General features: G+C 63.9%; 29 protein-coding genes and 1 pseudogene. 17 read left to right on the forward strand and 13 right to left on the reverse strand.

Going from position 1 to position 26,390, the window contains the following annotated elements:
- Nucleotides 1-447 precede the first annotated feature (447 nt).
- Nucleotides 448-984, forward strand: a pseudogene (locus B2828_RS05755) (YiiX/YebB-like N1pC/P60 family cysteine hydrolase); the annotation flags it as partial.
- A gap of 63 nt (nt 985-1,047) precedes the next feature.
- Here B2828_RS05755 and B2828_RS05760 read toward each other — a convergent pair.
- From B2828_RS05760 to B2828_RS05775, 4 genes are all read right to left on the reverse strand, one after another.
- Nucleotides 1,048-1,947, reverse strand: coding sequence for a hypothetical protein (locus B2828_RS05760; protein ID WP_479632745.1), 900 nt, complete (start codon nt 1,945-1,947; stop codon nt 1,048-1,050).
- An 8-nt stretch (nt 1,948-1,955) separates the two neighbouring features.
- Complete coding sequence (pgsA, locus tag B2828_RS05765; RefSeq protein ID WP_479632746.1) at nt 1,956-2,528, reverse strand: CDP-diacylglycerol--glycerol-3-phosphate 3-phosphatidyltransferase; 573 nt, start codon at nt 2,526-2,528, stop codon at nt 1,956-1,958.
- Nucleotides 2,529-2,612: 84 nt separating this feature from the next.
- Complete coding sequence (gene xerA, locus B2828_RS05770; protein WP_479632747.1) at nt 2,613-3,527, reverse strand: site-specific tyrosine recombinase/integron integrase; 915 nt, start codon at nt 3,525-3,527, stop codon at nt 2,613-2,615.
- A 7-nt stretch (nt 3,528-3,534) separates the two neighbouring features.
- Entirely contained in the window at nt 3,535-4,155 is a 621-nt protein-coding gene (locus B2828_RS05775) for a C39 family peptidase (RefSeq protein WP_479632748.1), read from the reverse strand.
- Between the two features lie 102 nt (nt 4,156-4,257).
- On the opposite strand from B2828_RS05775, the gene B2828_RS05780 reads away from it, so the two are divergent.
- From B2828_RS05780 to B2828_RS05800, 5 genes are all read left to right on the forward strand, one after another.
- A complete protein-coding gene (locus tag B2828_RS05780; RefSeq protein WP_479632749.1) occupies nt 4,258-4,731 on the forward strand; it encodes a GtrA family protein in 474 nt (157 codons plus the stop codon).
- A 115-nt stretch (nt 4,732-4,846) separates the two neighbouring features.
- On the forward strand, nt 4,847-5,761 hold the full coding sequence (locus B2828_RS05785; RefSeq protein WP_479632750.1) for a hypothetical protein: 915 nt from the start codon (nt 4,847-4,849) through the stop codon (nt 5,759-5,761).
- A 16-nt stretch (nt 5,762-5,777) separates the two neighbouring features.
- The gene (locus B2828_RS05790) at nt 5,778-6,254 is read left to right on the forward strand and encodes a hypothetical protein (RefSeq protein ID WP_479632751.1); all 477 of its coding nucleotides are present in this window, start codon (nt 5,778-5,780) and stop codon (nt 6,252-6,254) included.
- Nucleotides 6,255-6,337: 83 nt separating this feature from the next.
- Nucleotides 6,338-6,829 (forward strand): bifunctional nuclease family protein, encoded by a 492-nt coding sequence (locus B2828_RS05795; protein ID WP_479632752.1) that lies wholly within the window; start codon nt 6,338-6,340, stop codon nt 6,827-6,829.
- A gap of 4 nt (nt 6,830-6,833) precedes the next feature.
- Nucleotides 6,834-7,058, forward strand: a complete 225-nt coding sequence (locus B2828_RS05800; protein WP_479632753.1) for a DUF2905 domain-containing protein — start codon at nt 6,834-6,836, stop codon at nt 7,056-7,058.
- A gap of 4 nt (nt 7,059-7,062) precedes the next feature.
- On the opposite strand, the gene B2828_RS05805 is transcribed toward B2828_RS05800, so the two are convergent.
- Together B2828_RS05805 and B2828_RS05810 are read right to left on the reverse strand one after the other, a co-directional pair.
- On the reverse strand, nt 7,063-7,431 hold the full coding sequence (locus B2828_RS05805; protein ID WP_479632754.1) for a hypothetical protein: 369 nt from the start codon (nt 7,429-7,431) through the stop codon (nt 7,063-7,065).
- Nucleotide 7,432: 1 nt separating this feature from the next.
- Complete coding sequence (locus B2828_RS05810) at nt 7,433-7,981, reverse strand: hypothetical protein (protein ID WP_479632755.1); 549 nt, start codon at nt 7,979-7,981, stop codon at nt 7,433-7,435.
- Between the two features lie 221 nt (nt 7,982-8,202).
- Here B2828_RS05810 and metF point away from each other — a divergent pair, with 221 nt between their 5' ends.
- From metF to B2828_RS05840, 6 genes are all read left to right on the forward strand, one after another.
- Nucleotides 8,203-9,117: a methylenetetrahydrofolate reductase [NAD(P)H] gene (metF, locus tag B2828_RS05815; protein ID WP_479632756.1), complete on the forward strand. Its 915-nt coding sequence runs from the start codon at nt 8,203-8,205 to the stop codon at nt 9,115-9,117.
- Nucleotides 9,118-9,127: 10 nt separating this feature from the next.
- A complete protein-coding gene (locus tag B2828_RS05820) occupies nt 9,128-10,414 on the forward strand; it encodes a DUF2157 domain-containing protein (protein WP_479632757.1) in 1,287 nt (428 codons plus the stop codon).
- A complete protein-coding gene (locus tag B2828_RS05825) occupies nt 10,411-10,968 on the forward strand; it encodes a GDYXXLXY domain-containing protein (RefSeq protein WP_479632758.1) in 558 nt (185 codons plus the stop codon). The genes B2828_RS05820 and B2828_RS05825 overlap by 4 nt, the downstream gene beginning before the upstream one ends.
- 98 nt (nt 10,969-11,066) lie before the next feature.
- Nucleotides 11,067-11,804: a class I SAM-dependent methyltransferase gene (locus B2828_RS05830; protein WP_479632759.1), complete on the forward strand. Its 738-nt coding sequence runs from the start codon at nt 11,067-11,069 to the stop codon at nt 11,802-11,804.
- 38 nt (nt 11,805-11,842) lie between these two features.
- Nucleotides 11,843-12,829, forward strand: coding sequence for an aldo/keto reductase (locus B2828_RS05835; RefSeq protein ID WP_479632760.1), 987 nt, complete (start codon nt 11,843-11,845; stop codon nt 12,827-12,829).
- A 75-nt stretch (nt 12,830-12,904) separates the two neighbouring features.
- Nucleotides 12,905-13,231 (forward strand): STAS domain-containing protein, encoded by a 327-nt coding sequence (locus tag B2828_RS05840; protein ID WP_479632761.1) that lies wholly within the window; start codon nt 12,905-12,907, stop codon nt 13,229-13,231.
- A 144-nt stretch (nt 13,232-13,375) separates the two neighbouring features.
- On the opposite strand, the gene B2828_RS05845 is transcribed toward B2828_RS05840, so the two are convergent.
- On the reverse strand, nt 13,376-15,562 hold the full coding sequence (locus B2828_RS05845; RefSeq protein WP_479632762.1) for an ATP-dependent DNA helicase RecG: 2,187 nt from the start codon (nt 15,560-15,562) through the stop codon (nt 13,376-13,378).
- Between the two features lie 259 nt (nt 15,563-15,821).
- On the opposite strand from B2828_RS05845, the gene B2828_RS05850 reads away from it, so the two are divergent.
- From B2828_RS05850 to B2828_RS05865, 4 genes are all read left to right on the forward strand, one after another.
- Nucleotides 15,822-16,490 carry a sigma-70 family RNA polymerase sigma factor gene (locus B2828_RS05850; protein WP_479632763.1) on the forward strand — a complete coding sequence of 223 codons (669 nt, stop codon included), beginning with the start codon at nt 15,822-15,824 and terminating at the stop codon, nt 16,488-16,490.
- Nucleotides 16,491-16,629: 139 nt separating this feature from the next.
- Nucleotides 16,630-19,146: a DNA translocase FtsK gene (locus B2828_RS05855; RefSeq protein ID WP_479632764.1), complete on the forward strand. Its 2,517-nt coding sequence runs from the start codon at nt 16,630-16,632 to the stop codon at nt 19,144-19,146.
- A gap of 13 nt (nt 19,147-19,159) precedes the next feature.
- The gene (locus B2828_RS05860; RefSeq protein WP_479632765.1) at nt 19,160-20,179 is read left to right on the forward strand and encodes a helix-turn-helix domain-containing protein; all 1,020 of its coding nucleotides are present in this window, start codon (nt 19,160-19,162) and stop codon (nt 20,177-20,179) included.
- A gap of 483 nt (nt 20,180-20,662) precedes the next feature.
- On the forward strand, nt 20,663-21,019 hold the full coding sequence (locus B2828_RS05865; RefSeq protein WP_479632766.1) for a hypothetical protein: 357 nt from the start codon (nt 20,663-20,665) through the stop codon (nt 21,017-21,019).
- On the opposite strand, the gene B2828_RS05870 is transcribed toward B2828_RS05865, so the two are convergent.
- The 4 genes from B2828_RS05870 to B2828_RS05885 form a co-directional block, all read right to left on the reverse strand.
- Nucleotides 21,008-21,907: an NAD-dependent epimerase/dehydratase family protein gene (locus B2828_RS05870; protein ID WP_479632767.1), complete on the reverse strand. Its 900-nt coding sequence runs from the start codon at nt 21,905-21,907 to the stop codon at nt 21,008-21,010. The genes B2828_RS05865 and B2828_RS05870 overlap by 12 nt on opposite strands.
- Entirely contained in the window at nt 21,904-22,419 is a 516-nt protein-coding gene (locus tag B2828_RS05875) for an 8-oxo-dGTP diphosphatase (protein ID WP_479632768.1), read from the reverse strand. Before B2828_RS05875 ends, B2828_RS05870 begins: the two co-directional genes overlap by 4 nt.
- A gap of 190 nt (nt 22,420-22,609) precedes the next feature.
- Nucleotides 22,610-23,245, reverse strand: a complete 636-nt coding sequence (locus B2828_RS05880; protein ID WP_479632769.1) for a response regulator transcription factor — start codon at nt 23,243-23,245, stop codon at nt 22,610-22,612.
- A gap of 158 nt (nt 23,246-23,403) precedes the next feature.
- Complete coding sequence (locus B2828_RS05885) at nt 23,404-24,048, reverse strand: acyloxyacyl hydrolase (RefSeq protein WP_479632770.1); 645 nt, start codon at nt 24,046-24,048, stop codon at nt 23,404-23,406.
- 131 nt (nt 24,049-24,179) lie between these two features.
- Here B2828_RS05885 and B2828_RS05890 point away from each other — a divergent pair, with 131 nt between their 5' ends.
- Nucleotides 24,180-24,938, forward strand: a complete 759-nt coding sequence (locus B2828_RS05890) for a GDSL-type esterase/lipase family protein (protein WP_479632771.1) — start codon at nt 24,180-24,182, stop codon at nt 24,936-24,938.
- A gap of 68 nt (nt 24,939-25,006) precedes the next feature.
- Here the strand turns inward: B2828_RS05890 and B2828_RS05895 are convergent, their stop codons facing one another.
- Nucleotides 25,007-25,654, reverse strand: a complete 648-nt coding sequence (locus B2828_RS05895; protein ID WP_479632772.1) for a lysophospholipid acyltransferase family protein — start codon at nt 25,652-25,654, stop codon at nt 25,007-25,009.
- A gap of 34 nt (nt 25,655-25,688) precedes the next feature.
- Nucleotides 25,689-26,339 carry a (d)CMP kinase gene (gene cmk, locus B2828_RS05900; RefSeq protein WP_479632773.1) on the reverse strand — a complete coding sequence of 217 codons (651 nt, stop codon included), beginning with the start codon at nt 26,337-26,339 and terminating at the stop codon, nt 25,689-25,691.
- Nucleotides 26,340-26,390 lie beyond the last annotated feature (51 nt).

Below are 26,390 nucleotides of genomic sequence, written 5' to 3' on the forward strand. Positions count from 1 at the left end.
TGGACATACGCCGCCGCCCCCCGGCCATATGAGTATAGCCCGGAAACGGCAATAGTTCTTTCGGCTATTGCCAGCCGCTTGTCACGGGGTTATCAAGTCCCGGCTGGCTCTCGCTAGCTACCGAGAATTTGTTGCTTCCGGGGCGAGAAGTAAAGCCGGAAACCGAGTCTGATTCGCGGGGGGGGAATCTGGAGATTCCCGGACAACTTGCGTTACGAATCTGGAGATTCGTAACGAGGATGAAGAGATAACTCGAATCCCTGAAAAAAAATCGACGGCTCTCTGGCGTCAGGCTATTCACTACCGCCACAAGGATATGAAATGCTTCCCCTCCTCTCGCGCGGCCCGATTCCGCTTGTTGGTGCTCGTGGTGGTCCTTATTGCCATTAGTTATGCGTTCCATGTCCAGTCGGCGCTTTATCTCCTTTTTACCATCCCCGGGAGGGCGACATTCTCTTTCAGTCGCTTCCCCACGACCCATTGGTGGATGCCATCGAGGGGGTGACGCACTCCCCGTATTCCCACTGCGGCGTGGTGCTTAAGAGCGGGGAGGATTGGGTAGTCATCGAGTCGATCTTTGATGTGCATGAAACCCCGCTGCTCCGGTGGGCGACACGGGGAAGAAGCGGCGGTTTTGCCGCCTACCGGCTGGCCCCCCGGTTTGCAGGGGCCATTCCGAATTTCAAAAAGGAGCTTCTTGCGTATACGGGGTATCCGTACGACTTCGACTATAGCCTTTCGGACCAGGCGATTTACTGTTCCGAGCTGCCCTACAAGGCGTTCAAAAAAGCCACGGGCGAGGAACTCGGGAAGATCGAGGCGCTGGGCGATCTGGACTGGAAGCCCTACACGGGGTTTATCAAATCCGTCCAAGGGAAGGTTCCGGTGGAGCGCGAAATGATTACCCCGGCCTCTCTCGCCAAGGCGCGCCAGCTTAAGGAAGTTTTCCGGGTGGGGATCGACGGACCGGCCCTCAATCCGTAGCGCTCCGGGGCATGGCCTCGCCCGCTATGCATCAGATTCATTAGGTTCGCGGGCGACGCGGGATTACGATTTCACCCGGCCTTGGCGAAAAGCCTTGCGCAGCGCAGGCTCGTCTGTCCCCTCAAACGCCTTGAGGCTGTGGACAACCCCCACGCAGGGATCCGCCATCAAAACGGCGGGGGCTTGGCGCAGCGTTGCCGGTTCGATACAAAACAGCGGGGCATCCACGGCCCGGCTCCCGGCGTAATAGGCCAGCATGGTAAGGATCACATCGTCGCTGACCGGGGCGTCAAGAAAATCGCGCCACCGGGCGGTGACTCCCTTTTCGACCAGTGCGCCCACCGCCTCCCGCCCGAAGGCAAGGGCGCCCCCTTCGATCAACTCCCCCCGAAGGTATCCCCGGCTTCGCGCCTCATGAAACAAGGAGGCTACCCAGCGGTGAGGCCCGCCCAGCGTGAACCGCAGATGCCAGCGGGGCTTGCGCCAGAGGCTGACCGGGGCGCACAGTTTCCGCGCTTTGGTGGCAAAGTAGCCCAGGGGGTTGGTGGTCTTGTACGCGGGGAGCGGCTCCAGGCCGATTCGGGAACCGGCGATGCCCACGGTGGGATCGGAGAATATCCGCCCCAGTGCTTCGCCGAGCGGCTTGATGATGAGGGCGTCGGTATCGAGCTTGATGACGCAGCCCGCGCCGGGAAATTCGCGCATAAGCCACTCGAAGGCCCACAACTCACCGCCAATCAGGCCGCCGCCCCAGCCCCAGCCTTTGCCCTGGCGGGGGTGATCGACGACGCAAACTCGCGGAAATCCCGCCACGCGCGCTGCAATGTCCGGGTTTCCATCGTTGAGGAGCAGTACCGCCAAGCAATCCTCGGGATCATGGAAAGCGAGCGCCTCCAGAAGATCGACTGCCCGCATTACCTCCAGGGGGCCGGGGCCACAGGGGACGAGCGCGGCGTATTTCATGGCTCTCTCTACTCCGTCTTAAGCAGTGTGCGGTTCTTCCAGAGGTAGCCGACGCCGGAGTAGAGCGTCAGGCCTAGGGCGACGCCGATTAAGGGCGTGCCGATTTCCAACTGAATCCGGTCGAGCATTTCCCGGCTCAGGCCCAGGCCGTGGAATTCCCGCGCGGCCAGGATCAGTAAAAAGAAAATGACTGTGGCGATCTGCCAGCCGGTCTTGTGCTTGCCGATGGCTTCGGCAGGGAGCACGGTCCCCTTGGACGCCGCCAGCAGGCGCAGCCCGGTAATCAAAAACTCGCGGCTGATGATGACCACCACCGCCCAGGCCGGAATACATCGCCCCACCAGGCAGATGAACGCTCCGGTGATCATGATTTTGTCCACCAGCGGGTCCATCAATTTGCCAAAATCGGTGACGAGGCCATCGCGCCGGGCGATGTAGCCGTCGGCGTAGTCGGTGGCGCTCCCGGCGATGAATAGCAGCAGGGCCAGCGTGTGGCTGTAGGGCCAGTCCACGCTCAGCAGAAAGACGAACCCGAGCGTCAGGAAGAAACGGGCTATGGTGAGGCGGTTGGGCAGGTTCATGCGGAGCGCGCCCAGATTCGCACCCCCGGCGCAATCCGGTCAATGCCGGAATGATTTACCGTCACTTTGGTTTTTATCGGGAACTCAGGCGCGCGGGTGGGCGTTGTTGTAGACTTTCTTCATCCGCTCCACGGAGACGTGGGTGTAGATCTGCGTGGTGGAGAGGCTGGCGTGGCCGAGGAGTATCTGGACGCTGCGGAGGTCTGCGCCGTTGTCCAGGAGGTGCGTGGCGAAGGAGTGGCGCAGTTTATGGGGGGTGATGCCGCGCGGCAGGCCCGCCAGGAGGACGTATTTCTCCAGCATGGCGGTGATGTTGCGCGTGGAGAGGCGCTTGCGCAGTTTGGATAAAAAGAGGGGGCCGCCTTCGAGCTTGGCGGCGAGGCGGTAGGTCTGGATGGCGTTGAGGGCCGGGGTGCCGACGGGGCAGACGCGCTCTTTGCGCCCTTTGCCCATGACGCGGACGGTCTCGGTGTAGGGGTCGAGGTCGGCGATGTTGAGCCCGGCCAGCTCGGCGATGCGCAGGCCGGAGGAGTAGAATAGCTCCAGGATGGCGGCGTCGCGCAGGGGGAGCCAGGCCGGGGCCTTGGGCGTGGGCTTGACATGGAGCGGGGCGGCGAGCAGGGCGTCCACTTGCGCCGGGGTCAGCACGATGGGGAGCTTCTGTTCGGCCTTGGGGAGCTGGACTTCCTTGAGCGGGTTGGTCTTGAAGCCGTGGCGCTCGACCAGGAAGCGGAAGAAGCTCCGCAGCGCGGCGAAGTGGAGCCGCACCGAGGCGCGGGAGAGCCCGCTTTTCATTTCTTCGTAGAGGAATTTGCGAAAATGCTCGGCCTTGCACTCGCGCCACGGGGGCGGGGTGCCGCAGGCGCGGAAGAGCTCCAGGGCGTGCCGGTAGTTCTCGATGGTGTGGGCAGAGAGGTTCCGCTCGGAGTCGATGGCCTCGAGGAAGGCCGCGACGTAGCGGTCGGCGCTGGGGCGGGGCTTTTGAGGGGGGCGGGGCATAGGTTTGCTACAAACGGCGGTAATAGCGCAGGGCTTCGACGCGGGGGGAGAGGTCGGCGAGCGGGTAGAGGCCGCGTTGGGCCCCACGGCCGGGGTCGCGGATGAGGTAATCCCAGCCCCGCTTGCCCGCGATGACGACGAAGTGCGTCGGCCCGCCCGGGAAACGGACCCGGACGATGACGGGGTTGCCCCGCAGGAGGTTCCAGTCGATCCGGGCAAAGGAGGGGGCGTCCTCGTAGGCTTTTTCGCAGCGGCCGGGGGTGAACTCGGCGGCTTTTTCCCAAACCAGCCAGCCCTGGCCGACGTAGCCGCCGTTGCGGGTAAGAAAGCGGTTGAGCCGCCCCGGGTCGGTATCGACGCCGTAAGCGGAGAGCACCATGGCAGCGGAGGCGACGGCGCAGCCCTCTCCGGCGAGGGTTCCTGCGGTGTCGCCCAGCGGGTCCCTACCCCAGCGGGGATCGCCCTGGCGGTAGGAGGGGACGGCCAGCTCCAGGCTCCAGGGGAGGTAGAGGCCACCCCGGGCGGGCAGGGCCTTCCGGGGCCACGCCCACCACGCCCCGGCCACGGCGAGCGCCAGCAGGAGCAGGGCTCCGAGGAGGATGCGGGGTTTCGCGGAGCGGGAAGGCATGGCCTTACTTTAGAGAGACCGCCCCAAAGCGCAAGGCGGGAACCGTGGGCGGGCTCTCGGTCTTTGCTGGATATTTCCCCCGGGCCATGCTCTAGATGAACCATGGATCAAGACCTCCAAGCGGCCCCCGTTTCGGCCGCCAAGACGAAGCAGACCCTGCGCTCCCGCATCTTTTGGTTTCTCGCGGGAGCCGTAGTCAACTACCTCGTGATCTCGACCCCGTTCAAGTACCTCAAGACCCACACCGACCTCTCGGTGACGGCCATCTCCGCATGTAGCGTGGGGGTGAGCACCTGCTTTTTCTTTGTCTGGAATTATTTCATCAACTTCCGGGGCGACTCCCGGCGGCGCGACGCCCTGGCCCGCTACCTCGCAGCCGTGGTGCTGATGTGGGCTTCGCAATCCAGCCTCCTCTCCTTCCTCAAGCACACGGACTTTAATTTCCGCCTGGCCCTGGGGAGAATCCCCCTCGATCTCGACATCGTGGCCACGCAGTTCTTCGTCGGCGGCTTCAAGTTCCTGCTCTATCACTTCTGGGTTTTCCCGGTCGAGAGCCGCAAGCGCCCGGCCCGGTAGCGGGAGCACCTGCAAAGGCTCACGGGGTTTTCCCGTTGAATTCGTGCTTTTCAATCGCCCCCAAGCCGGGCAACTATTGCGGCCTCCCCCTCCGCATCCAATTTAAAAAAGAGCCATGCAAATCCAGAAAGTTCCTTACGAAGGTTGGCAGCACAACGCTTCGATCAGTAATGACCACGCGGAGCTCATCGTCACGCTCGACGTCGGTCCCCGCGTCATTGCCTACAACACGCCCCGTGGCGCGAACGTTTTTAAAAACTACCCCGACCAACTGGGCGGCAGCGGGGAGTCGGAATGGATGATCCGCGGTGGCCACCGTCTCTGGGTTGCCCCGGAGGCGGACGTGAGCTATGCGCTCGATAATTCGCCCGTGGTCCATGAGCTCCTCCCCAACGGCATCAAGCTCGATACCCCGGCGGCGGCTCCCTTCGACCTGCGCAAACTGCTGACCATTACGCTGGATGAGAACTCCACGCACGTCACCCTGCACCACAAGCTGGTCAACGAAAGCAAGAAGCCCGTTGAAATCTCCTCCTGGGGCCTGAGCGTCATGGCGCCCGGCGGCCTGGAGATCATCCCGCTGCCCGAGCTGGGCGAGCATCCGCGCGATTTGCTCCCCAACCGCCTGCTGGTCCCGTGGCCCTACACCGACATGACCGACGCCCGCTGGCGCTTCGGCAGCGACTTCATCACCCTGCGCCAGACGCAGGAGGGCGGTCCGACCAAGCTCGGACTGCGGCACACGGGGAAATGGGTCGCCTACCTCAACGGCGAGACGCTCTTTATTAAAACGATCGATTACGTTCCCGGCGCGGTCTATACCGACTTCGGCTGTAACTTCGAGACGTTCACCAACCCGGAGATGCTCGAAATCGAGAGCTTGAGCCCGCTCAAAACCCTGGAGCCCGGACAATCCGTGGAACACACCGAGAACTGGTACTTAGTCGGCGGCGTGGCCCAGCCCCCGTCGCTCCAGGAACAGGACCTGGGCGAGTGGATCACCCCGATCCTGGAAGGCTTCGGGCTCTAGGAGACTCTTCCCCACGATGAAAACTGCCCTTCTCGCCCTGGCCGCCGCGAGCGCCCTTACGCTCCTGCCCGGCTGCGCCACCTTCGACCGCTCTGCCACCGCCGCGCGCGAGGAGATGCTCGCCCAGATCCAGGCGGAACCGCGGGGGAATTACTTCGTTGGCCGCCGCTACTTTAAGAACGACTACAAGTTCTGGGGTTACGTCCGCAAGCCGGGCGAACCGTGGAGCGCGGCCAAGATGGTCATGTTCAACGAGAACAAGCACCTGGCGCCGGACCGCGAGGGGGGCACGCTCGGCATGGACAACGGCTACGAGTACAAGCTCAGCGGGTACTTCTCCGGAGCCACCGTGTACGAACCGGCCAGCAACGGCTTCTACCCGGAGTTCGTCCTCACCGGCTACCAGCTCCGCAACGCCACGCCCGCCCCGATCTTCAGCAACGGCCCCGCCGCTCTGGACCCCTCGAAGCGGTACATCGTCACCCCCTACTAAACCGCATTAACCAGGCGTTAAACTCAGTATGACGCCCTGCGGGATCCCTTGTTTTTCAAGGCCTGCGCTGTTAGGTTGCAACTATGAACAAGCCCGTCGTTGAAGTGAAGGTTCGCGCCGTGCTGCCCACGGCTGCGGGGCGCGCGGTGTTTCTCGGCAACGACGCCAAGTCGTTCGTCATCTACGTCGACGACGTCGTGGGCACGGCCATTACCATGCTCATGAGCGGCGTGCACAAGGAGCGCCCGCTGACGCACGACCTGATGGGCAACCTCATGGCCGCTCTCGGCGCAAAGGTGGAGCGCGTGGTGATCAACGACCTCAAGACGGCGACCTACTTTGCCCGGCTCATCGTCAGCGCGGAAAACGAGCTGCAAGCCCGCAAGATCATCGAGCTCGACGCCCGGCCCAGCGACGGCATCGCGCTCGCAATCGCCCAGCACGCCCCGATCTACGTGACCCGGGAGGTGTGGGAAGAGGTGGAGGACATGAGCGAGATCCTCCGCAAGATGGCTGAGGAGTCCAACGAAGAAGGCGACGAAGGCACGGGCGGGGGCGAAGGGGAGGAGCACTAGCTTTATGGGCCCCGGCACGGCGGAACTGGGCAAACTGCTCCTGGGCGCGGGCATCGTGCTGGCCCTGGTGGGGCTGTTTCTCTGGAAGCTCTCGGGGAAAATCCCGCTCGGGCGGCTCCCGGGCGATCTCTACGTGCAGAAGCCGGGAATGACGTTCTATTTCCCGCTGACGACTTGCATTTTGCTGAGCCTCGTCCTGACGCTGGTGCTGTGGCTCGTGCGCCGGTAAGGGCTCACATCATCAGGTGGCAGATCCAGAAGACCACGAAGGCCAGGACGCCGACCAGGAACAGGAAGAGATAGAGGCCGTCTTGCTTTTCGCTGCGCAGCTTGCGCCGACCAAAGGCCGGGTTCGCCATGGCCGAGATGTGGTAGACATGCCGGTCCATCGTGGAGGTGCGGGAAAAGCGAGGGTCGTGCGCGAATTCCTCGCGGCGGCGGCGGGTCTGCTCTTCTTTGAGCTTGGGCGCTTCTTTCAGGAGGCGCTCCAGGCGCTCTTTGTCGCGGCGGAGCTTCTCCTCCGTTTCGCGCAAGGCACGGGCCTTCCGGTCGAACGGATTGCCGGAGCGCGAGCTGGAGGATTTGGAGGATTTCCCAAACATATCAATGCAGGGCGACGAGCGCGATCAAGGCCAGGACGCCAAGGATGAAAATGGGCAGGGTGAAGGCGAACCCGGCTTTAAGCCAGTAGAGGAAGTCATGGCCGTCGCCGCCGTCCAGCGATTCTTCCTCGCCGGTGTAGGCCTCGGCGGGCGATTCGGGCTGGATCTTGGGCAGCGATTTGCTGAACTCGGCCTTGGCGTCGTCCACGGCGCTGAGGGCTTTGCTCAGTTCGCGGTTAAGGTCGCCCCCCTCGCCCCAGGCTTTGGGGTTGATGGATTCGAGGATGTTATAGTGCTGCGAAAAAGCGGTCTGGATTTCGCGCAGCTGCTCGACGCGTTTCTGGGCATCGTAGAGCTCGCGCTCCAGCACGACGGCGGCGCGGGTGAGCTTTTCGATCATCTCCGTTTTGCCTTGGTGGAGCAGCTCCTGGCGGCGGGAGAGTTCTTCGAGTTCGCGCTTCTGTTTTTCGATTAAATCCTGCTGGCGTTTAAGGGAAAGAAGCTGCTCTTGGGCGCGCTGTACCTGGGCGTCCAGTTGTTCGGTCGACATGTCGTCGCCTTCAGGGAGGTCAAGAAAGGGTTCGTTGGGTTTCACTCGGGAAAATTCGGGAAAAAAACGGGAAAGAAAAAGAGATGGTCCGAGGGTAAAGCCTTGCGCCGGAAACTCCAGTTTTTTTCCCGAATATCAGAGCAAAATACCGGTGGACGCTCCGGGTGAACCCCGGCTTGCCAGACGCGCTCAAAGCCCCTAGGCTTGCACTCCACTCGCTCATGCACATTCAGGACATTTTTGCCTCCAATCCGACGACGTTTTCGTTCGAGTTTTTCCCACCGAAAACGCCGGAGGCCGCCGAGAGCCTCTTCCGGACGATCCTGGAGCTGGAGCCCTACTTGCCGCACTTCGTGAGCGTGACCTACGGCGCGGGCGGCTCGACGCGCGAGCTGACGCACGACCTGGTGCTGCGCCTCAAGACGCAAACTTCGCTCGACCCGATCCCCCACCTCACCTGCGTCTGCCACAAGGAGCCGGAAATCCGCTCGATCCTGGAACGCTACGCGGCGGAGGGGATCGGCAATATCCTGGCGCTCAAGGGGGATGCGCCGCGCACTCCCGGCTACGAGTGCGGGCAGGATGACTTCCACCATGCGGCGGATCTTGTGAAATTTATCAAGCGCTTCAATGAAAGCGGCGCGCACCCGGACCGGCGCGGCTTTGGCATCGGCGTGGCCGGGTTCCCCGAGGGGCACCCGGGGATGCCCAACCGGCTCCTGGAGCTGGATTACCTGAAAGCCAAGGTGGACGCGGGGGCGGACTACATCGTCACGCAGCTCTTTTTCGACAACCACGATTTCTACGACTTCCGCGACCGCTGCGAGCTGGCGGGCATCCGCGTGCCGATCATCGCGGGCATTATGCCGGTGACGTCGCTGGGGGGCTTGAAGCGCATGGCAGAGCTCTCGGGCGGCACACATTTCCCGGCGAAGCTCCTGCGGGCGCTGCAACGCTGCGGGAGCGATCCGGAGATGGTGGCGGCCGTGGGGGTGCACTATGCCTCGGAGCAGTGCCTGGACCTGCTGGAGAACGAGGTGCGCGGCATCCATTTTTACACATTGAACAAATCCGACGCCACGCGGCGGATCTTCGCCAGCCTGGGGCTGCGCAACTCGCGCGCTCAGGGGACCTGATTCCACCCCAATGAACCAACGAAACGCCATTGAATGGATTCTGGGCGAGGTGGAGGGGCTGGTCGCCTCGGGGGTGATCCCGCCGGAATGCGGCGAGGCGCTGCGCCGCCATTACGGCGAGCGGCTGGCCGGGACGGATACTACCGGGCGCACGGTGGTGCTTTCGGTGATCGGGGCGGCGCTGATCGGCGCGGGAGTGATCCTGCTCGTCGCGCACAACTGGGACGCGCTCGGGCGGCCCGCGCGCACGGTCCTCTCGATGCTGCCGCTCTTGGTCTCCGGCGCGCTTTCGATTTTCGCGGCCTGGCGGCGGTCGGGGTCCGTGGCCTGGCGGGAGAGCACGGGCGTCGCACAGAGCGCCGGGGTGGCGGCCTCCATCGCGCTGGTTTCGCAGACCTACCATGTCGTGGGCGACCTGGGCGATTTCCTCTTCACCTGGCTCATTCTAATTTTGCCGCTGCCCTACCTGCTGCGGGCGATCTGCCCGGCGCTGATTTACCTCGGGGGGATCGCGGTCTGGGCGGGGTGCCGGGCCTCGGCGGCGGGGGTGTCCGGCGGCGCGCCGGGCTACTGGCTTTTCCTGGCGGCGCTGGTGCCTTTTTTCGTTTCGGTGGTCCGTGAAAACCGCCTCGGGCGCTCGACGGCTTGGCTCGCTTCAGTCGGGGTGATCAGCGCGGCCTTCGGGCTCGGGTTCTCGGACCCCGACGGAGCCTGGATCCCGGCGTTCGCGGGATTCTCCGGCGTGGTCTACCTGGCGGGGGCGCTCGGCTTCCCGGAGCGGCGGTATCACCCAGTACGCCTGCTGGGCGCGGCGGGGATCGCGGGGCTGACGTTCGCGCTGGCCTTCAAGCCGCTGTGGAGCGACTTGCACCTCCGCTGGCCGGGCATCTTTACCGCAGGCGGCGCGGCAGCCCTGGCGCTCCCCTGCGTGGCGTTCGCGCTGGAATCCTGGCCGTTCCGCAATAAGGCGGATTTCAACCGCGTGGCAGCGGCATTCCCGGTGCTGACAGCGGTGGTGTTTATTTTCTGCCAGGACCCGAGCCGCGCGCTTTTCGCGGTGCTGGTGATGAATTTCTACGGCTTCCTGCTGGCGCTGGCAACGGCCTTCCGGGGGCTGCGCGAACGGGCGGCCCTGACGCTTAACGCCGGGCTGATCCTCTTCGCGGCGCTGCTGTTGGCGCGGTTCATGGACAGCGAATTTGGCATCCTGGAGCGGGCCGTGGCCTTTATCTTTTCAGGCGCGCTGATCCTGGGGGCCAACCTCTGGATGCTGCGCGGAAAGGGGGCGGCGCGATGAACCTGCGAGCCGGGCTGCTTTGCGCGGTGCTGCTGATCCAGTGCGCCGTGCCGGGCTGGGTGATTTTCGACCAAGAGCAGACGCTGCGCCATGGCGTGGAGTACCGCTTCCAAACGGAGCCGGTGGACCCGTACGATGTTTTCCGGGGCCGTTACGTGGCGCTCCGCTTCAAGGCGGCTGACTTGGATCTCAAGGGCGGCCCGGATATTCCTTCGGGCAGCACGGTTTACGTGGCGGTGAAGCCGAATGCGCAGGGGTTCGCGGAGATCGAGCGCTACAGCCTGACGCCGATCGCGGGCGACAACGTTTTTCGCGCCAAGGCCCAGGGCGGGCTGGGCTCCAAAACGGTGCGTCTGGAGTTCCCCTTCGAGGAGTTCTTCATGGACGAAAAGCTCGCCCCCAAGGCCGAGGCGGCCTACCGCGAGGCCAACCGGCGCGACGGTGCGAAGCCGAGCTGGGCGGTCGTCCGGCTGCGCCATGGCAAGGCGGCGCTGGTGGACTTGGTCATCGACGGCCAGCCGATCCGCGACTATTTGCGCGCGCATCATCAGTAATACTCAGGAGCCCCTTCGCACCCGGCCGCGCGCGAAAAAGCCCCTCCCCGCGAAAATGAGGATTGCGGCCGGACCCCGACGCGCCTACAACGGGGCGCGTGGACGCATTACGCAATCGACGGCACCGGCCCACCTATGTTCCGGGGTGGGGACCGGAGACTTTTGTCGTGCCGCTGCTTGCGGAGAAGATCCCCGCGCTGTTTCGCGAGTTTGGCGCCCCTCGCCGCCCGGGAGCGCGCGCTCTGGACGCCGGATGCGGGCTTCAACCCTTCCGCGCCATGCTGGAGGAGGCGGGCTACCAGTATGCCTCGCTGGACGTGGTGCAGAACCAGGCGGGAACGGTTGAATTCATCGCCACGCTCGATGCGCCCTCGCCGGAGCAGCTCACTCGTGGGATTCAGTATGATTTTATTTTATGCACGGAGGTAATGGAGCACGTGGCCGGGTGGGATGCGGCGTTTGCGAATTTCTCGCGGCTGCTGCGGCCCGGCGGCCGGATCCTTTTTACGTGCCCCCACTTTTACCCGCTCCACGAGACGCCGTACGATTTTTGGCGGCCCACGCCGTTCGCTTTCCAGACGTTCGCGGAGAAACACGGGCTCAAGACGCTGAGCCTGGAGGCGCTGGGCGGCCCGCGCGAGGTGCTCGGGACGCTCCTGGCCGAAACCTACGCCTACCCGGCGACGGGCCGTTTGTGGGATCGCATCGTAGCGAAAGCAGCCCGGATCACGCGCAATGTCGCGCTGGCGGCCTTGAAAAATCCCGGCTGGCCCGGGCGCGTCGAGCTGCGCGGCCCTTATTTCCTCTCGGTGCTGGCGGTGTTGGAAAAGGCATAGCCTTTTGGCCGCACCGGGGGTAGAACGACACACCATCTATGAGCTACCTCGCCTCCCCCGCCCGTTACGATTCGATGCCCTATGCCCGCTGTGGCCGCAGCGGCTTGAAGCTGCCCCGCATTGCGCTGGGGATGTGGCAGAATTTCGGCGACGTGGACCGCTACACGACGGGCCGCGAGGTGGCGCTGAGGGCGTTCGACCTGGGGGTGACGTATTTCGACCTGGCCAATAATTACGGCCCGACGCCCGGCTCGGCGGAGCTGAATTTCGGCCGGATGCTGCGGGAGGACCTGCACCCGTACCGGGACGAGCTGGTGATCGCCACCAAGGCGGGCTACCACATGTGGGAGGGGCCTTACGGGGAGTGGGGTTCGCGCAAGTATGTGCTGGCCAGCCTCGACCAGAGCCTCAAGCGCATGGGGCTCGATTACGTGGACATTTTCTACTCCCACCGGTTCGACCCGGAGACGCCGCTGGAGGAGACGCTCGGGGCGCTGGCTCACGCGGTCCGCTTGGGCAAGGCGCTTTACGTGGGCATTTCGAACTACCCGGCGGAGCAGACCCGGCGCGCGGCGGCGATTTTGCGCGAGCTGGGGACGCCCTGCCTGGTGCATCAGCCCCGCTATAATCTGCTGGACCGCTGGATCGAGGACGGCCTCACGGATGTGCTGGCGAAGGAAGGGATGGGCGCGGTGGTGTTCTCGCCGCTGGCGCAGGGGCAGCTAACGGGGCGCTATTTGCAGGGGATCCCGGAGGGTTCCCGCGCTTCGAAAGCGTTATTTCTAAAGGCGGACCAGGTGGAGACGAATCTGCCGAAGGTGCGGGCGCTCAACGCGATCGCGGAGCGGCGCGGCCAGCCGCTGGCGGAGATGGCGCTGGCCTGGGTGCTGCGGCTGCCGGTGGTGACGAGCGCGATTATCGGGGCCAGCTCGGTGGCGCAGTTGGAGCAGAATCTCCACGCGCTGACGCGGCTGGATTTCTCGTCCAAGGAGCTGGCGGAGATCGAGACGGCGCTAAGACAATAACGCGGTGGCAAGTCCGGCATCGGGGCGGGGTGCGGTATTAATAGATAGAGGCCCCCGCTTTTGTTTGCTGGAAAAATGGCGACGTTATTTATTCCGGAGCCGGATGTGCTCGCGCTGGAGGGGGAGATCGACTTGCACGAGGCTCCACGCCTGCGTGAGGAGGTGCGCAAGGTGCTGGATAAGCATCCCCGCACGCTTTATGTGGATTTCTCGGGGGTGACGTTTATCGACAGCTCTGGCCTGGCGGTGCTGATCGAGGCGATGCAGCGAATTAACGCGGATGGGGGCCAGCTCGCGCTCTTCGGGATTCACGATACGGTGGAGACGATTTTCCACATTGCGCGCCTCGACCAGGTGTTCCGCATCTTTCCCGACCAAGCCACAGCCCGCAAACAAACGTGACGTTTGATCCATGACGCGCTACCGCGCGATAGCGTCGGCTTCGCGCGCCGCCTCAGGCAGTTAGCTTCTTGTCGATTCCCTTTGGAAAGTCTCTGTCTTTTTTCCTGAGTTTCTGGGTTCCTGATAAATTTTCTTAAGGGGCCCTTAACTTACCCGGGAGAGGATCATTTTGCGCGTCTCGGCGAGGCGTTTGCGGAAACGCTGGTTTTCTGGGAGCGCCAGTTGCGGGTCGGCGGCGAAAAGGCGTTGCGCCGTCTCGCGTGCCGTCTGCATGAGATCGGTGTCGCCCAGGACGTCGCCGATCTTCAGCGGCGGCAGGCCACTCTGGTCCGTGCCCAGAATGTCGCCCGGACCGCGTAGGCGTAGATCGGCCTCGGCGATTTCAAACCCGTTGGAAGTGGCCTCCAGCGTCGCCATCTTGTCCTTCCCCTCCGGCGTCAGGTCGTCGGCTAGCGCGTGGATCAAAATACAATAGCTCTTGTGCGTGCCACGGCCCACCCGCCCGCGAAGCTGGTGGAGCTGCGCGAGCCCGAAGCGCTCCGCATTCTCGATCAGCATGATATTCGCATTGGGCACGTCGATGCCCACCTCGATCACCGTCGTCGCCACCAGCACCTGGCTCTCATTGCGGCGGAAGCGGCCCATGATCGCGTCCTTCTCCTCCGGCGGGATGCGGCCGTGGAGCAGCTCGCAGCGCAAGGGGGCAAAAACTTCCCGCCACTTCTCAAACTCCGCCGCGGCGGCCTTCGCCTCCAGCTTCGCCGATTCGTCGATGAGCGGGTAGACCACGTAGGCCTGCCGCCCCCGGGCGAGGTGGTCTTTGATAAAAGCAATCGCGTCGGGGAGCTTCGTGCCGTCCCGCGCGGCGGTGATGATCTTGCCCCGGTTGGCGGGCAGCTCGTCGAGCGTCGAGACGTCCAGATCGCCAAAAAGCGTCATCGTCAGCGTGCGCGGGATGGGCGTCGCGGTCATCACCAGCACGTCGGGCACCGGAGTGCGCTTGGTGAGCGCCGCCCGCTGTAGGACGCCGAATTTGTGCTGCTCGTCAATCACGGCCAGGCCGAGATTGGCCAGCGGCGCGCCCTCGTAGAGCAGCGCGTGGGTGCCGACGATGATCTGCGGCTCGCTGCCCGCGCCTTTTTGGATCAGCTCGGCGCGCTGGGCTTCGTCGCCCTCGCGAACGGCGGCGGACCACGCTTGGTCGTCGAAGAGGGGCATCGCGCCGGTCTCCTCCTTGCGGGAGCCGGTGCGCAGGGCAATGCGCACGCCCAGGGGCTCCAGCCATTTCTTGAAATTGAGGTAATGCTGCTCGGCCAAGATCTGCGTGGGGGCCATGAGCGCGGCCTGGAACCCGGCTTCAACCGCCAGGAGCATGGCCGAGAGGGCCACGACCGTCTTGCCGGAGCCGACGTCGCCGTGCAGAAGGCGGTTCATCGGACGGGGCGAGGCGAGGTCGCCGCGAATCTCCGCCACGGCCCGGTGCTGAGCCCCGGTGAGCGGGAAGGGCAGCTCGTTCTGGAAGGCTTCGAGCAGCCGCCCCGCGCCGCAGTGGGCCTGGCCGGGCTGGAGGACGACCTCGGCGCGCCGAGCGCAGATAAAGAGCTGCATCTGGAAAAACTCGGCCAGCACGAGATCGCGCCGGGCGGCATGGAGAGCCTCCCAGTCCTCGGGAAAGTGGGCGGCGCGCAGGGCGTCGGCGTAGGGCATTCCGGCCATGCCCGCCGGGAGGGGGCTGGGGACATCGGGCAGCACGGCGAGGAGCCGATGAATCCAGGCGCGGAGCATCCGGGGGGTAATTCCCTCGGTGGCCGGGTGGACGGGCGTAATCCGGCGCAAATGAATGGAAGCTTCCTCGGCGTCGGGCTCGACGACTTCGAACTCCGGGTGCTCAATGACCATCTGACGCCCGCGCCGCCGGGGCCGCCCGTAGACGACGAGCCGCATGCCGGTGGCGATCATTTTGCGCACGAAGTGGACGTTATACCAGCGGCAGATGATCTGCGGGCTGAGCATATTGGGCTCTCCGTCGGGGCTGGTTTCCTGGATCGTGGCGTCGAACATGAAGCGCCAGCCCTTGAACCGGCGGGACGCGGTCTTGATGACCTGTCCACAGATACAGACAGGTTTTTCCGTTTCGTCGTGCGGAAAGCGGTCGAACTCGCGGCGGTCCTCGTAACGCCGGGGGTAGTGGGTCAGGAGATCCTCCACCGTCCGGAGCCCAAAACGCTCCAGCGCCCGGGCCCGCTGGGGGGGAAACCACTCCAGGTTTTTCAGAGGCGTATCAAGGAACGCCGTCCCGGTGATCGGGGGTGGATTTTTAGAGCTGGGCATGACGGGAAAGGTTTGAATATGTCACGACGGGAGCGTTTTAGGGAGAAGAACTTTCCTGCGTTCATGGACGGCCCGGTGCCCCAAACAGGGCCTTTTCCACGCTAATGTACAGGATATTCCCAAGTTATTCACAGGCCGTTTTGGCACCGGGGGGTCACGTAGTGTCACGTCATTCTTCCACCCCCCGGCCCAACGGGGGGGCTCCGATTGTGGGAGAACGCCGGGACTTCTAGGCTGGGGGGTAACCGAAAGGAACGCCATGCTAGAAATCCATGATCTGACGGAACCAGAAACGCTCGACGATGTGTTGGCTGACCCCGAAACGGCGGTCCCCCTGCCCACGCCGATCGTGGAGGAAGGCGCCATCGGCGACGAGGCCCTGATGGAGGCGATTTCGCATGGCAATGCCGCCGCATTATCAACACTTTACGACCGTTACGCCTCCATCCTGAAGGCGTTGACGATCCGGGTCGTACACGACGAGGCGGAGGCTGACGATTTATTGCAAGAGGTCTTCATGCAGGTTTGGCAGCAGGCCCATAACTATTCGTCCGACAAGGGCAAACCGCTCGGGTGGATTGTGACCTTGACGCGCCGCCGCGCCATCGACCGCCTGCGCAAACGCCAGGCGTATTGCCGCGCCAAGGACCGCTTCGAAGTGACGACGGATCGACAGCCGGAGTCGTGGGTTCATAACCGGATCGAGGATGATATTCACCTGGAGGACATGCGAACGTTCCTCAAGGCGAAAATCGAAAATTTGCCCCCCTTTCAGCGCGAGGCGATCGAGATGGCGTTCTTCAAAGGCATGAGCCAAAGGGAGATCGCCGTGGCCACGGAAACGCCGCTCGGAACGATCAAGACCCGGCTGGAGCTGGGCCTGCGGAAGCTCTCCGAATCCGTGCGCGGCATCCGGCACAAAATTTAGCCCACAGCCCTGCTGGGGGATTCTACACGCTACCGTGCGCCATAGCGGCGCGCGTAAGCCGACGGTCGCGCAGCAGCGCGAAATGGATCAAACGTCACGTTTGCTTGAAAGAAGGGCAGGGGAGGATACAGTGGCCCGAATGTCACGTGAGCCCGACAATCGCTTCACTCATGAGTTGATCGGTCTGATCCTCCTGGGCTGCGGAACCCTCCTGTTTTTGGCGCTGATTTCCTACGATCCCAGCGACGTCCCGAGCTGGTTCCCGCTGGCGCGCGCCTCCAACCCGGTGCACCAGACGATGTTTGGCGCGACGGGGGCGGTGATCGCCAGCATTTGCAATTTCCTGGTCGGAGCGGCTTCGTTTTTCGTGGCGGTGGTGCTCTTTGGCCTGGGCGCGGTGAAGCTGATCTGCCCGAGCTGGCGGATCTTGCGCCGGACACCCTGGGCGGCGGTGTTTGTGCTCAGCGCGGCCTCGTTGGCCCATTTCCGACCCGGGTTTCTGCGGATTTTCCTCAGCAGCGACTTTCTGCCCAAGTACGCGGCGAGCATGAATCTCCACGGCCCGGGCAATGTGCTCTGCCCCGGCGGGATGCTCGGCTACCTGCTTCACCAGACCTTCAAGGCGCTTTTCGACCGGCCCGGTTCGCTCATTATTCTGACGGGCCTCTACCTGGTGAGCCTGGTGCTGATGACCGGCATTCACCCGGCCCTGGTGGTGCGCAAGACGGTGGACCTGATCCCGGCGCTGCTGGAGCGCATCCGCCAATGGCGCATGGCGCGCGCGAACGAACAGGAACGCCTGGAGATGGAGCGCCAGCGGCTCGAAGCCGAAGCGCGCAAGCTGGAGAAGCGCCTCAAAAAGAAGGGCATCAAGCCCGCGGCGGCACAGGAACCGGAAGCGGAGGGGGAAGAAACATCGCAGCCCGAGGGGGAACCGGATGCGGCGGCTGACGAGCCGTTATTCGACCCGGACCGCCCCGCGCCGCAGGTCATCGACACCAGCGCGCCCGCTCGCCCGAAGCCGCAGCCGAAGGAAAAGACTCCCGAGCCGCTGCAGGCCAAGGACCCGGTGCATTTGGAGGATTACCAGCTGCCGTCCCTAGACCTGCTCGACGAACCGGTCCCGGCAGACGCCGCGGCCGCCGATCCGCAGGAGCTTCTCAAGGTGCAGAATACGCTGGTGGAAACGCTCTCGCAGTTTGGCGTGGCGGTGGCTCCCGGCGACATCACGCGCGGGCCGACGATCACGCGCTACGAGATCTACCCGGCCAAGGGCGTCAGCGTGGATAAGATCGTGAGCCGCGAGCGCGACATCGCCCGCGCCACGTGCGCGGAGCGGATCAATATCCTGGCCCCGATCCCCGGCAAGGACACCGTGGGCATCGAGATCGCCAACAGCCGCAAACAGAAGGTGACCTTCCGCGAGCTGATCGAATCCGCCGACCTCGGCCACAGCAAGGCAAAGATCCCGCTCGTTTTGGGCAAGGACGTCTACGGCAAGGTGATTATCGGCGACCTGGCGGCGATGCCCCACTTGCTCGTGGCGGGCACGACCGGCTCGGGCAAGAGCGTTTGCATTAACTCGATCATCGCCTCCATTCTCTTTCACTTTAAGCCGGATAGCCTGCGCTTCATCATGATCGACCCGAAGGTGGTCGAAATGCAGGTCTACAACACGCTGCCGCACTTGATGATCCCGGTGGTGAGCGACCCGAAGAAGGTGCTCCTCGCGCTGCGCCTGGTCATCGACGAGATGGAGAAGCGCTACAAGATTTTCGCCAAAACCGGCGTGCGCAACATCACGAGCTTCAACGCCCGGCCCAAGCCAAAGAGCCAAAAGGAGCTCGACGCCGAGGCGGAGGAAAAAGCTGCCGCCGAGGGGGCCGAAAAAGCCCCGTGGGAAGAGGGCGACGAGCATGAGGCACCCGCGGAGGAGGAAGAGGAGACGAAGCCGCCGATCCGCGTGCGGCGCGACGACGAGGTGGAGATCCCCGAGGGGCCGATGCATTACATCGTGGTGATTATCGACGAGTTGGCCGACCTGATGCAGACCGCACCGGCTGATGTGGAAAGCGGCATCGCCCGCATTACGCAGATGGCGCGCGCGGCGGGCATCCACATGATCGTGGCGACCCAGACGCCCCGGGCGGACGTTATTACGGGCGTGATCAAGGCAAACATCCCGAGCCGGATCGCCTTCCAGGTGGCCAGCGGGCTCGATTCGCGCATCATTTTGGACGAAAAAGGGGCCGAGCGCCTGCTGGGCCAGGGCGACATGCTCTACCAGCCGCCGGGCACCTCGCGGATGACCCGCGCCCAGGGCGTACTGGTGACGGACGACGAGATCAAGCGGATCGTGGATTTTGTTTCCGCCCAGGGCGAGCCGCGCTTTGACCAAGAGGCCCACGAACGGCTCTCCGGCGAGGGCGGCGAGGCCGAGGAGGTCTCTGAGGAAGACGAGGAGCTCGTGCAGAAGTGCATCGAGATCATGAAGCAGGAGCGCAAGGCCAGCACGTCGCTTTTCCAGCGAAGATTGCGGCTTGGTTACACGCGCGCGGCCCGCGTCGTCGATATTCTTGAGCAGCGCGGCTACGTGGCCGCGGGCGAGGGCGCGAAGCCGCGCGAGATCCTGGTTGATTTGGATGATTTAATTTAAAAAAAACAGCTTTATGAACGGCAGTGTTGGCCAAGCCCTGCGCGATGCGCGGCTGGCAAAAAAACTCACCATTGAAGAGGTCGCGAGGGCGACCAAAATCAGGCCCGAACGGATTTCGGACCTGGAAGCGGACGATTACATGGGCTTCCCCAACATCGTCTACGCACGCAATTTCCTGATCCTTTACGCGAAATACCTAGGGGTGGATATCTCGCGTTACCCGACGGTGGAGATCGGGTTCGACACCGGGGTCAGCGATTATTCCTACCTCCAGCAGCAGGGGGAGAACGACACCACGGCGGGCGCTCCCACCCGGAAGCACCGCCGGGCAGAGTCCTCGGCCCCGCCAGAGAAGCCCCAGTGGCTCATTTCGTTTTTCATTTTCCTGGTCTTCTTCGCAGCCGCCGCGCTGGTGACGTGGGGCGTGATGACCGTCAAGCGGCTCGGCCCGGTGGGCGCTGCCGTACCGGCAAAGGGATCGCCCACGCCGACTGCGAGCGCAACCGCGCCCCCCAGGCCGGGGCTCCCGGGCCTGCCCGCGCCCGTTGCTTCCCCGGTGGTCGCGGCCCAAAGCTCGCCGGTCGCCAAGGTCGGGACGCCCGAGCCGGTGATCCGCGCGGTACCGGTGGCCGTCGGTGCAACCACGGCAGACCCCGTTTTGTCCACCCCCGCCGCCGTCGCGGAGGGAAACCCGCAGCCTGAACCGGTGAAGGTCCCCGTGCCGGTGGACGTCGCCGTGGCCTCGCCCAGCCCTTCGGCAACGCCCGAGGCCTCGCCGACGCCTGTGGTGGAGGGCGCGGAGCAGGAGATCGTGATCCGCTCCAAAAAGAAGACCCGCCTGCGGGTGGTTCGCGACGACCCCAAGTCGCCCTCGGTGTACCACGGCAACATCAACCCGCTGATGAAGCCGCTGACGTTCGTCGGCAAGCACTTCTGGATCAAAACAGCCGACCCGGCCTCGGTCGAGGTGACGATCAACGGCAACCCCGCGCCGGATTCGGTGGTGGAGATCCTTCCCACAAAAGGCATTTAGGGCCAGGGGAGGCCTAGCAAAGGTCCATTAGGATCAGCGCACTTTCGGAGCCAACGCTCTCTCATTTGTGAGAACGTTGGCTCTTCGTATTTTAGGCATTTCCGGACCGGATTTCGGCGGATTTTCGGGAACTCCCTCACATTTGGTATGCGTACTTGTACTCATTTACACCACCTCGCTTTTTTGAGATAACGTCTCAACTTTGTTACCAACAACCTATAGAACGTAAGAAATGACGCACACCAAACTGTCTCCGTCCCCCCGGAACAGTCTGAGACTTCGGCAAGTCATTCAGAGCAGGTGGGCGCTCCTCCTCGGGGCGCTTGGCGAATTGGGGTTACCTCATCACGCGACTGCTGCGGCAGTGGCGGAAACGGCGCAACCGGAAACCTACGCCGTATTCATGGGCGGGCTGGGGCTGCTTGTCATGACCCAAGTCATCAGGAACCGGCGCACCTATTAATCTCAGACCTATTCAAGGATATGAAATACTCAACCAGGTTTCCATTTCCCCGCGCAATCCTTCCGCTGTTGGCGGGATGCATCGGGCTCGGCAGCGTCGCAGGAGCTTGGGCTGAACCGCTCGCCGTCGCCATCAGCGCGCGCGTTGCAGCGGACAATAACGGCGATGCCCCGCTAATCGACGAGCTTCCGCTCACCGTCTGGGATCTCGAATCGGCGGGGGACGTGCGCCTCGCGGTCTTCGACTACGGCTTCAACCCACGGGCCGCCTCTCTCGCGGGGGCGATCCGGCTCCATACCGGGCTCGAAACTCCGGAGCTTCCGGTGAGCGATTACGCGCCGGTGGTGGCACGCCTGGAGCTGGCTCTACCCAGCTAGCCCAGGGACCGACCCTGTCGCCGGAAGCGCCTCGCGAAACGAAGCGTAGAGCGGCTGCCAGCCCAGGGCGACTAGCCGCGTATTGGCGACCCGTTTGCTGGACCAGCCGCGTTTGCGCGCAAGGTCAGGCGGAGCGGTAGGCGGCAGGGGGCGCTGAAAGTGGGCGGCAAAGGCGGCGTAGATTTCGCGCTGGGTGGCCGGTTGGCCATCAGCGACGTTGTAGAGACCCGGCGCGGCGGCGAGCAGCGCGCTCAATGCCGAGGCGGCGTCGGCCCGGTGGATCTGGTTGATCCAGCGCCCACCGTCGCCCTCGATCCGCGCTTCGCCGGAGAGGAACCGCGCGAGCTGTACCCAGCGCTCTGGCCCGTAGATGCCGGAGAGCCGGGCCACGCTGCCGCCAGCCTCCAGCGCGAGGGCCTCGGCCTGGAGAAGGATTTTGCCGGTCTCGCGCGCCGGTTCAGCCGGGCTCTCCTCGGTGACCCACGAGCCGTCGCTCTGGGTGTAAACCGAGGTGCTGCCGGTCAGCACGAAGCGCGCCTTGGGGAAAGCCGTCAGGAGGTTGCGCGTCCCCTCCAGGAAGACCTGGCGGTAGGCATCGGGCCCGCCGTGGCCTGAGCTGGCGGTGTGGAGAACGGCGTCAAAGGTGCCAAGGCAGGAGAGCGTGGCACAGTCGCCCAGGTCGCAGGCGATGACCGGGAAGGTCTCGCCTTGCAGGGCGAGGGCCGATTCCGTACGACGCGTGAGGCCCACGACTTCCCAGCCGGAGGCCTGAAGCAGCCGGGCCGCCGCCAGGCCGAGATAGCCGCATCCGGCCACGAGCACGCGGCCCGTGCGTTGCCGGGTTTCGCAGGGAAGCTCATGGGCGGGCGCGGGCGGATTGACGTTCATAAAAGCGGGGGCAGTTCAGGGCCGGGGAAAAGCTCGAGGGACTCCCCCAGCATGATTCCGTCGTTGAAAAGGTATCGGGCCCGGAAGGACTTCCCGGCGATGACATGAGGCAGCCAGCGGACGTCATCGGCCCACATCTCGTGGTAGGGCACGGCGTCGAGCGCGGTCCAGAGGGGGAGGGCCTCGTCGGTTTCGATCGGCTCGCCCTCGCAGCCCTCGGCGCGAAAGACGACGCAGTGGAGGGCGAGGCCGTCGGTGAACTGGAAGGAGAGGTCGCCCACGGGCCGGAGCGCGTGCGGGAGCAGGCCGACTTCCTCACCGGTCTCGCGAATGGCGGCTTCCAGTGGCGTCTCGCCGGGCTCGATCTTGCCGCCGGGGGCATTGATTTTGCCGCCGCCCAGGCCCCGTTTTTTGCGAATGAGGAGGACGCGGCCCGGCTCAAAGATGAAGCAGAGCACGGCGCGCTGCCCCGGCGTCCAGTGGGTCCAGTCGATTTCGGAAAATGAGATCACAGCCACGGGATGGTAGCGAAAAGAATAGAATCAGGAACTCATGAACTGAGGAAAAGAAAGAATTTCTGCCTTTCCCTGAGTTCCCGAGTTCCTGATAAAAAACCACAGGGGACCGTATCACCGGTATTACTTGCCGGCCTGGGCCGGTTGGGGGACGAATTCCGGGGCTGAGGGGAGGCGCGGCCCCCGCTTATTCCGCTTTCGCGCCGGGCTTTTTGGCGTCCACTTCGCTCTGGAGCCGGGCCAGGCACTTCGGGCAGATGCCGTGGGTGAAGTCCGTGCCGGTCTCGGTGTGGATGTATTCCTCTATCTGGTGCCAGTAGTCCTTGTCGTCACGGATGCTCTTGCAGTAGCTGCAAATGGGGAGCAGCTCTTTCAATTTGCGCACCTCGGTGATCGCTTTTTCCAGGTCGGTGATCTTGCGAGCCAGCGTCCGCTCCAGTTGCACCACGCGCTGGCCGACTTTGAGCCGGGCGCGGAGTTCGTCGGGGTCAAAGGGCTTGATGACGTAGTCGTCGGCTCCCGCCTCCAGCCCAGCGGCGACTTCCTCTTTCTGGCTCTTGGCCGTGAGGAGCAGCAGGTAAAGGTAGGGGCGATCTTTCATCGCCCGCACGCGGCGGCAGACCTCCAGGCCGTCCACTTTGGGCATCATCCAGTCAATAATGGCGATAGACGGGGCGTCGGGAGCCTCAAGCACGCGCAGCGCCGCTTCCCCATCCTCGGCGCTGTTAACTTGAAAGCCCCAGTTAGCCAGGTTGCGTTCCAGCAGATGCCGGGATACGAAGTGGTCTTCCGCAATGAGGATTCGGTTGGTCTCGACGTTCATAGCGCTGGAGCAAATAGCTCGTAGGGAACTGTGCACGAGTCCCTGTCTCTTCGCAAGTGCCAGAAAGCGCCTTTGTTACCCACTTTCCAAAAAGTCGGTAGGTGATGTGCGCCAACCGGTTACTTCGCCCTTCGAGCCTTTTCCGGATGGGGATAGCGCTAGAAAAAGAAGCCGACACCCGCCATCCCGCCCACGGCGTTAACGCCCAGGTTGCGGCAGGCGGTGTTGGCGTTGGAGACGTGCTCGAAATCGGCCATCAGAAAGGCCGCCACGGTGGGGGTGATGAAGTAGCGCACCCCGCCGTCGGCTACGAGGGTGAACTCAAAGCCGCTGCCGACGACGCGCTGGTCGTAGTTCTTGTAAATGTTATCGCCCAAGCCCCCGCCCCCCAGCTGGATAAAGGGGACCAGCCGCGCTCTAGGCTGGACGAAGTTATAGCGAAATAACAAGCGCCCCCCGGCCATGAAGCCGCTGGGCCCGTCGACGGAATTCGCGCCGAAGAGGTTCGCCACGACCTCCCAGTTCCCCCGCAGCCAGTCGCACCCCAAGCCGGGCGCGGGCGAGGTGAGCATCCACCCGAACATGAGATCGCCCTGCACGTATTTGAGCACCGGGCGTCCCCCGGTGGCCATGACTGGGGAGTAGAAGTAGCCGCCGACGAGGTTCACTTCGTTACGGCCCTTCACAAAAGGATCGAAGGGGGCCACGGCGGTGGTGACAGGACAGGAAAGCTGGGTTCCCCCAAATACCGCAGAAGGAAGGATGGAGGTAACGAGGAAGAGAGCAAAGGAGGCTAATTTCATGGATGAGAGCGGGATCGGGTTATACGGGGGCTTAATCGCAGGGGAATCACCTTCTGGCTGCTTTTAGCTTCAACAAAGAACGCATGTTTTTTGGTGACTCCTCAGCGCGGCACCGGCATTCTAGAGACCGTATGAAGTTTCCTATCGTTCTCTCCACGTTGGTCCTTTGCGCCGCCAGCGCGATGGCCCAGAATGCTCCCAGTGTCTGGCCAATGCCCTCGCCGCTCCCGGCAGTGCCGAAGGGCGCCAACCCGGCGGCGGTCCCGTTCCCGCGGGTGGACTGGTTCCAGCGCGTTCTCAACAATAACACCAAGGCCCAGGCGATCGCCGGGCAGATCGAGCTGGTTTTTGACGGCGACTCGATCACCGATAACTGGCAGGGCCCCGGCCGAGATGTATGGCAGAAGTACTACGGCAACCGCAATGCGTTTGACTTCGGCATCGGTGGCGACCGCACCGAGCACGTCCTCTGGCGGCTCGCCCAGGGCCAGGTAAACAACCTTCACCCGAAGCTGGTGGCCATCATGATCGGCACCAACAACACCGGAGCCAACTCAGCCGAGCAAATCGCCGAGGGGGTCAAGACGGTGGTGGCCGACTACCAGAAGCGCTGCCCGGATACGGTGATCCTGCTCCAGGCCATCTTCCCGCGCGGCGAAAAGGCGGATAACCCCCTTCGCGCCAAGATCAAGCAGATCAATGAGACCATCTCCACCCTCGCCGACGGCAAGAAGGTGATCTACGTCGACTTTGGCGATAAATTCCTCCAGCCCGACGGGACGCTGAGCCGCGACATCATGCCGGACTTCCTGCACCCCAACGCGGCGGGGTACGAAATCTGGGCCAACGCAATCGCGCCGATTGTGGACAAATACGTTCCCGCGAAGTAGAGCGTCTCTCTTTCCAATCAAGCCCGCGTTTGGCCCCGTGCCACTCGCGGGTTTTTTTGTGCGCGGCTTCAGCGCCGGGTGTTCGCCGGGAAGTCGTCCACGTATTCGATGGCCGCGATGGCCTCCATGACGCGGTCGGCCAGGCGCTGGTAGTCGTCCCGGCTGCCGGTGAGGTCGGCTTTGGTAAAGTATAGCGGCTGCCCCAGGACGACGGTGATCGGGATGGCGTTAAGGGAAGCGTACCACTTGGCGTTGCGGGGCAGCGCCTCAAAGGAGCCAAAGATACGCATCGGCACCACTGGGGCGAGCGTCTTGGCGATGATCAGGCCGACGCCCGGCTGGGCTTTCTGCAAGTGGCCGTCCTTGGAGCGGGTCCCCTCGGGGAAGATGAGCGTGGCCTTGCCCTCGCGCAGGACGCGGATGGTGAGCTTGAGCGCGGAGGAGTCGCCGCCCTTGGGGTCGATGGGCAGGACGTTGACCTTGGGGAGGAGCTTGCCCATCACGGGGGCTTTAAAGAGGGTGTTGCGGGCGAGCGTGTAGAGTTCCCGCTCGGTGCTGATCCCGGCCATGGGAGGGTCGAGGAAGCTCTGGTGGTTCATGGCCAGGATGGCGGGGCCCTCTTCGATCATCCGCTCCGGGTAGACGACGCGGAAGGAAAAGAAGGTGCTGCCGAAGAATTTGAAGAGCCGATGGCCAAGCTGATAAAGCGGTTTCATTCCAAAACGAAAAGAGGATTTGCGCGGTGCTTTGCTAGAGCCCGAGGCGCTGGACCACCTCGTCGACCACGCCCTCGATGGTGAGGAAGGTGGAGTCGATGACGACGGCTCCGTCGGCCACTTTGAGGGGGGCGGTGGCGCGGGAGGAGTCGAGCTTGTCGCGGTGGGCCAGGTTATCGCGGATGCCCTGGGCCGAGCGGCGGGCGGCACGCACTTCCTCGGAGGCGTCGATGTAGGCTTTGAGGCGGGTCTGGGGGAAGACGACGGTGCCGATGTCGCGGCCTTCCATGACGAGGTCGTGCCGGAGGACGAATTCGCGCTGCCGGGCGACGAGGACTTCGCGCACGTGCGGGATGGCGGCGATGGCGGAGACGTTGGCGGTGATCTCGGGGCCGTTAAGGAACGGCGCGGGGTCCACGCCCTCGACGCGCAGGGTGCTTTCGTTGGCGGCGACGCCGCATTCAAAGGGGGTGGCGTCGAGCAGCGCACCGACGGCGGCGGCATCCGATGGGGCGACCCCATGGCGCAGGGCGAGCCAGGTGACGGCGCGGTACATGGCTCCGGTGTTGACGTAGACGTAGCCGAGCCGCCGGGCCAGCAGCCGGGCCACGGTGCTTTTGCCCGAGGCGGCGGGGCCGTCGATGGCGACGACTTTATGCGGGAGAGGTGATGGAGTGGTTTCCACTGGCCGCTCAGATTGGCACAAAAAACCGCCCCCGGGAAAGCGAAAACCGGG

This window comes from Spartobacteria bacterium UBA695, assembly GCA_002298145.1.
In the GTDB taxonomy this organism is placed as follows: domain Bacteria; phylum Verrucomicrobiota; class Verrucomicrobiia; order Chthoniobacterales; family Chthoniobacteraceae; genus UBA695.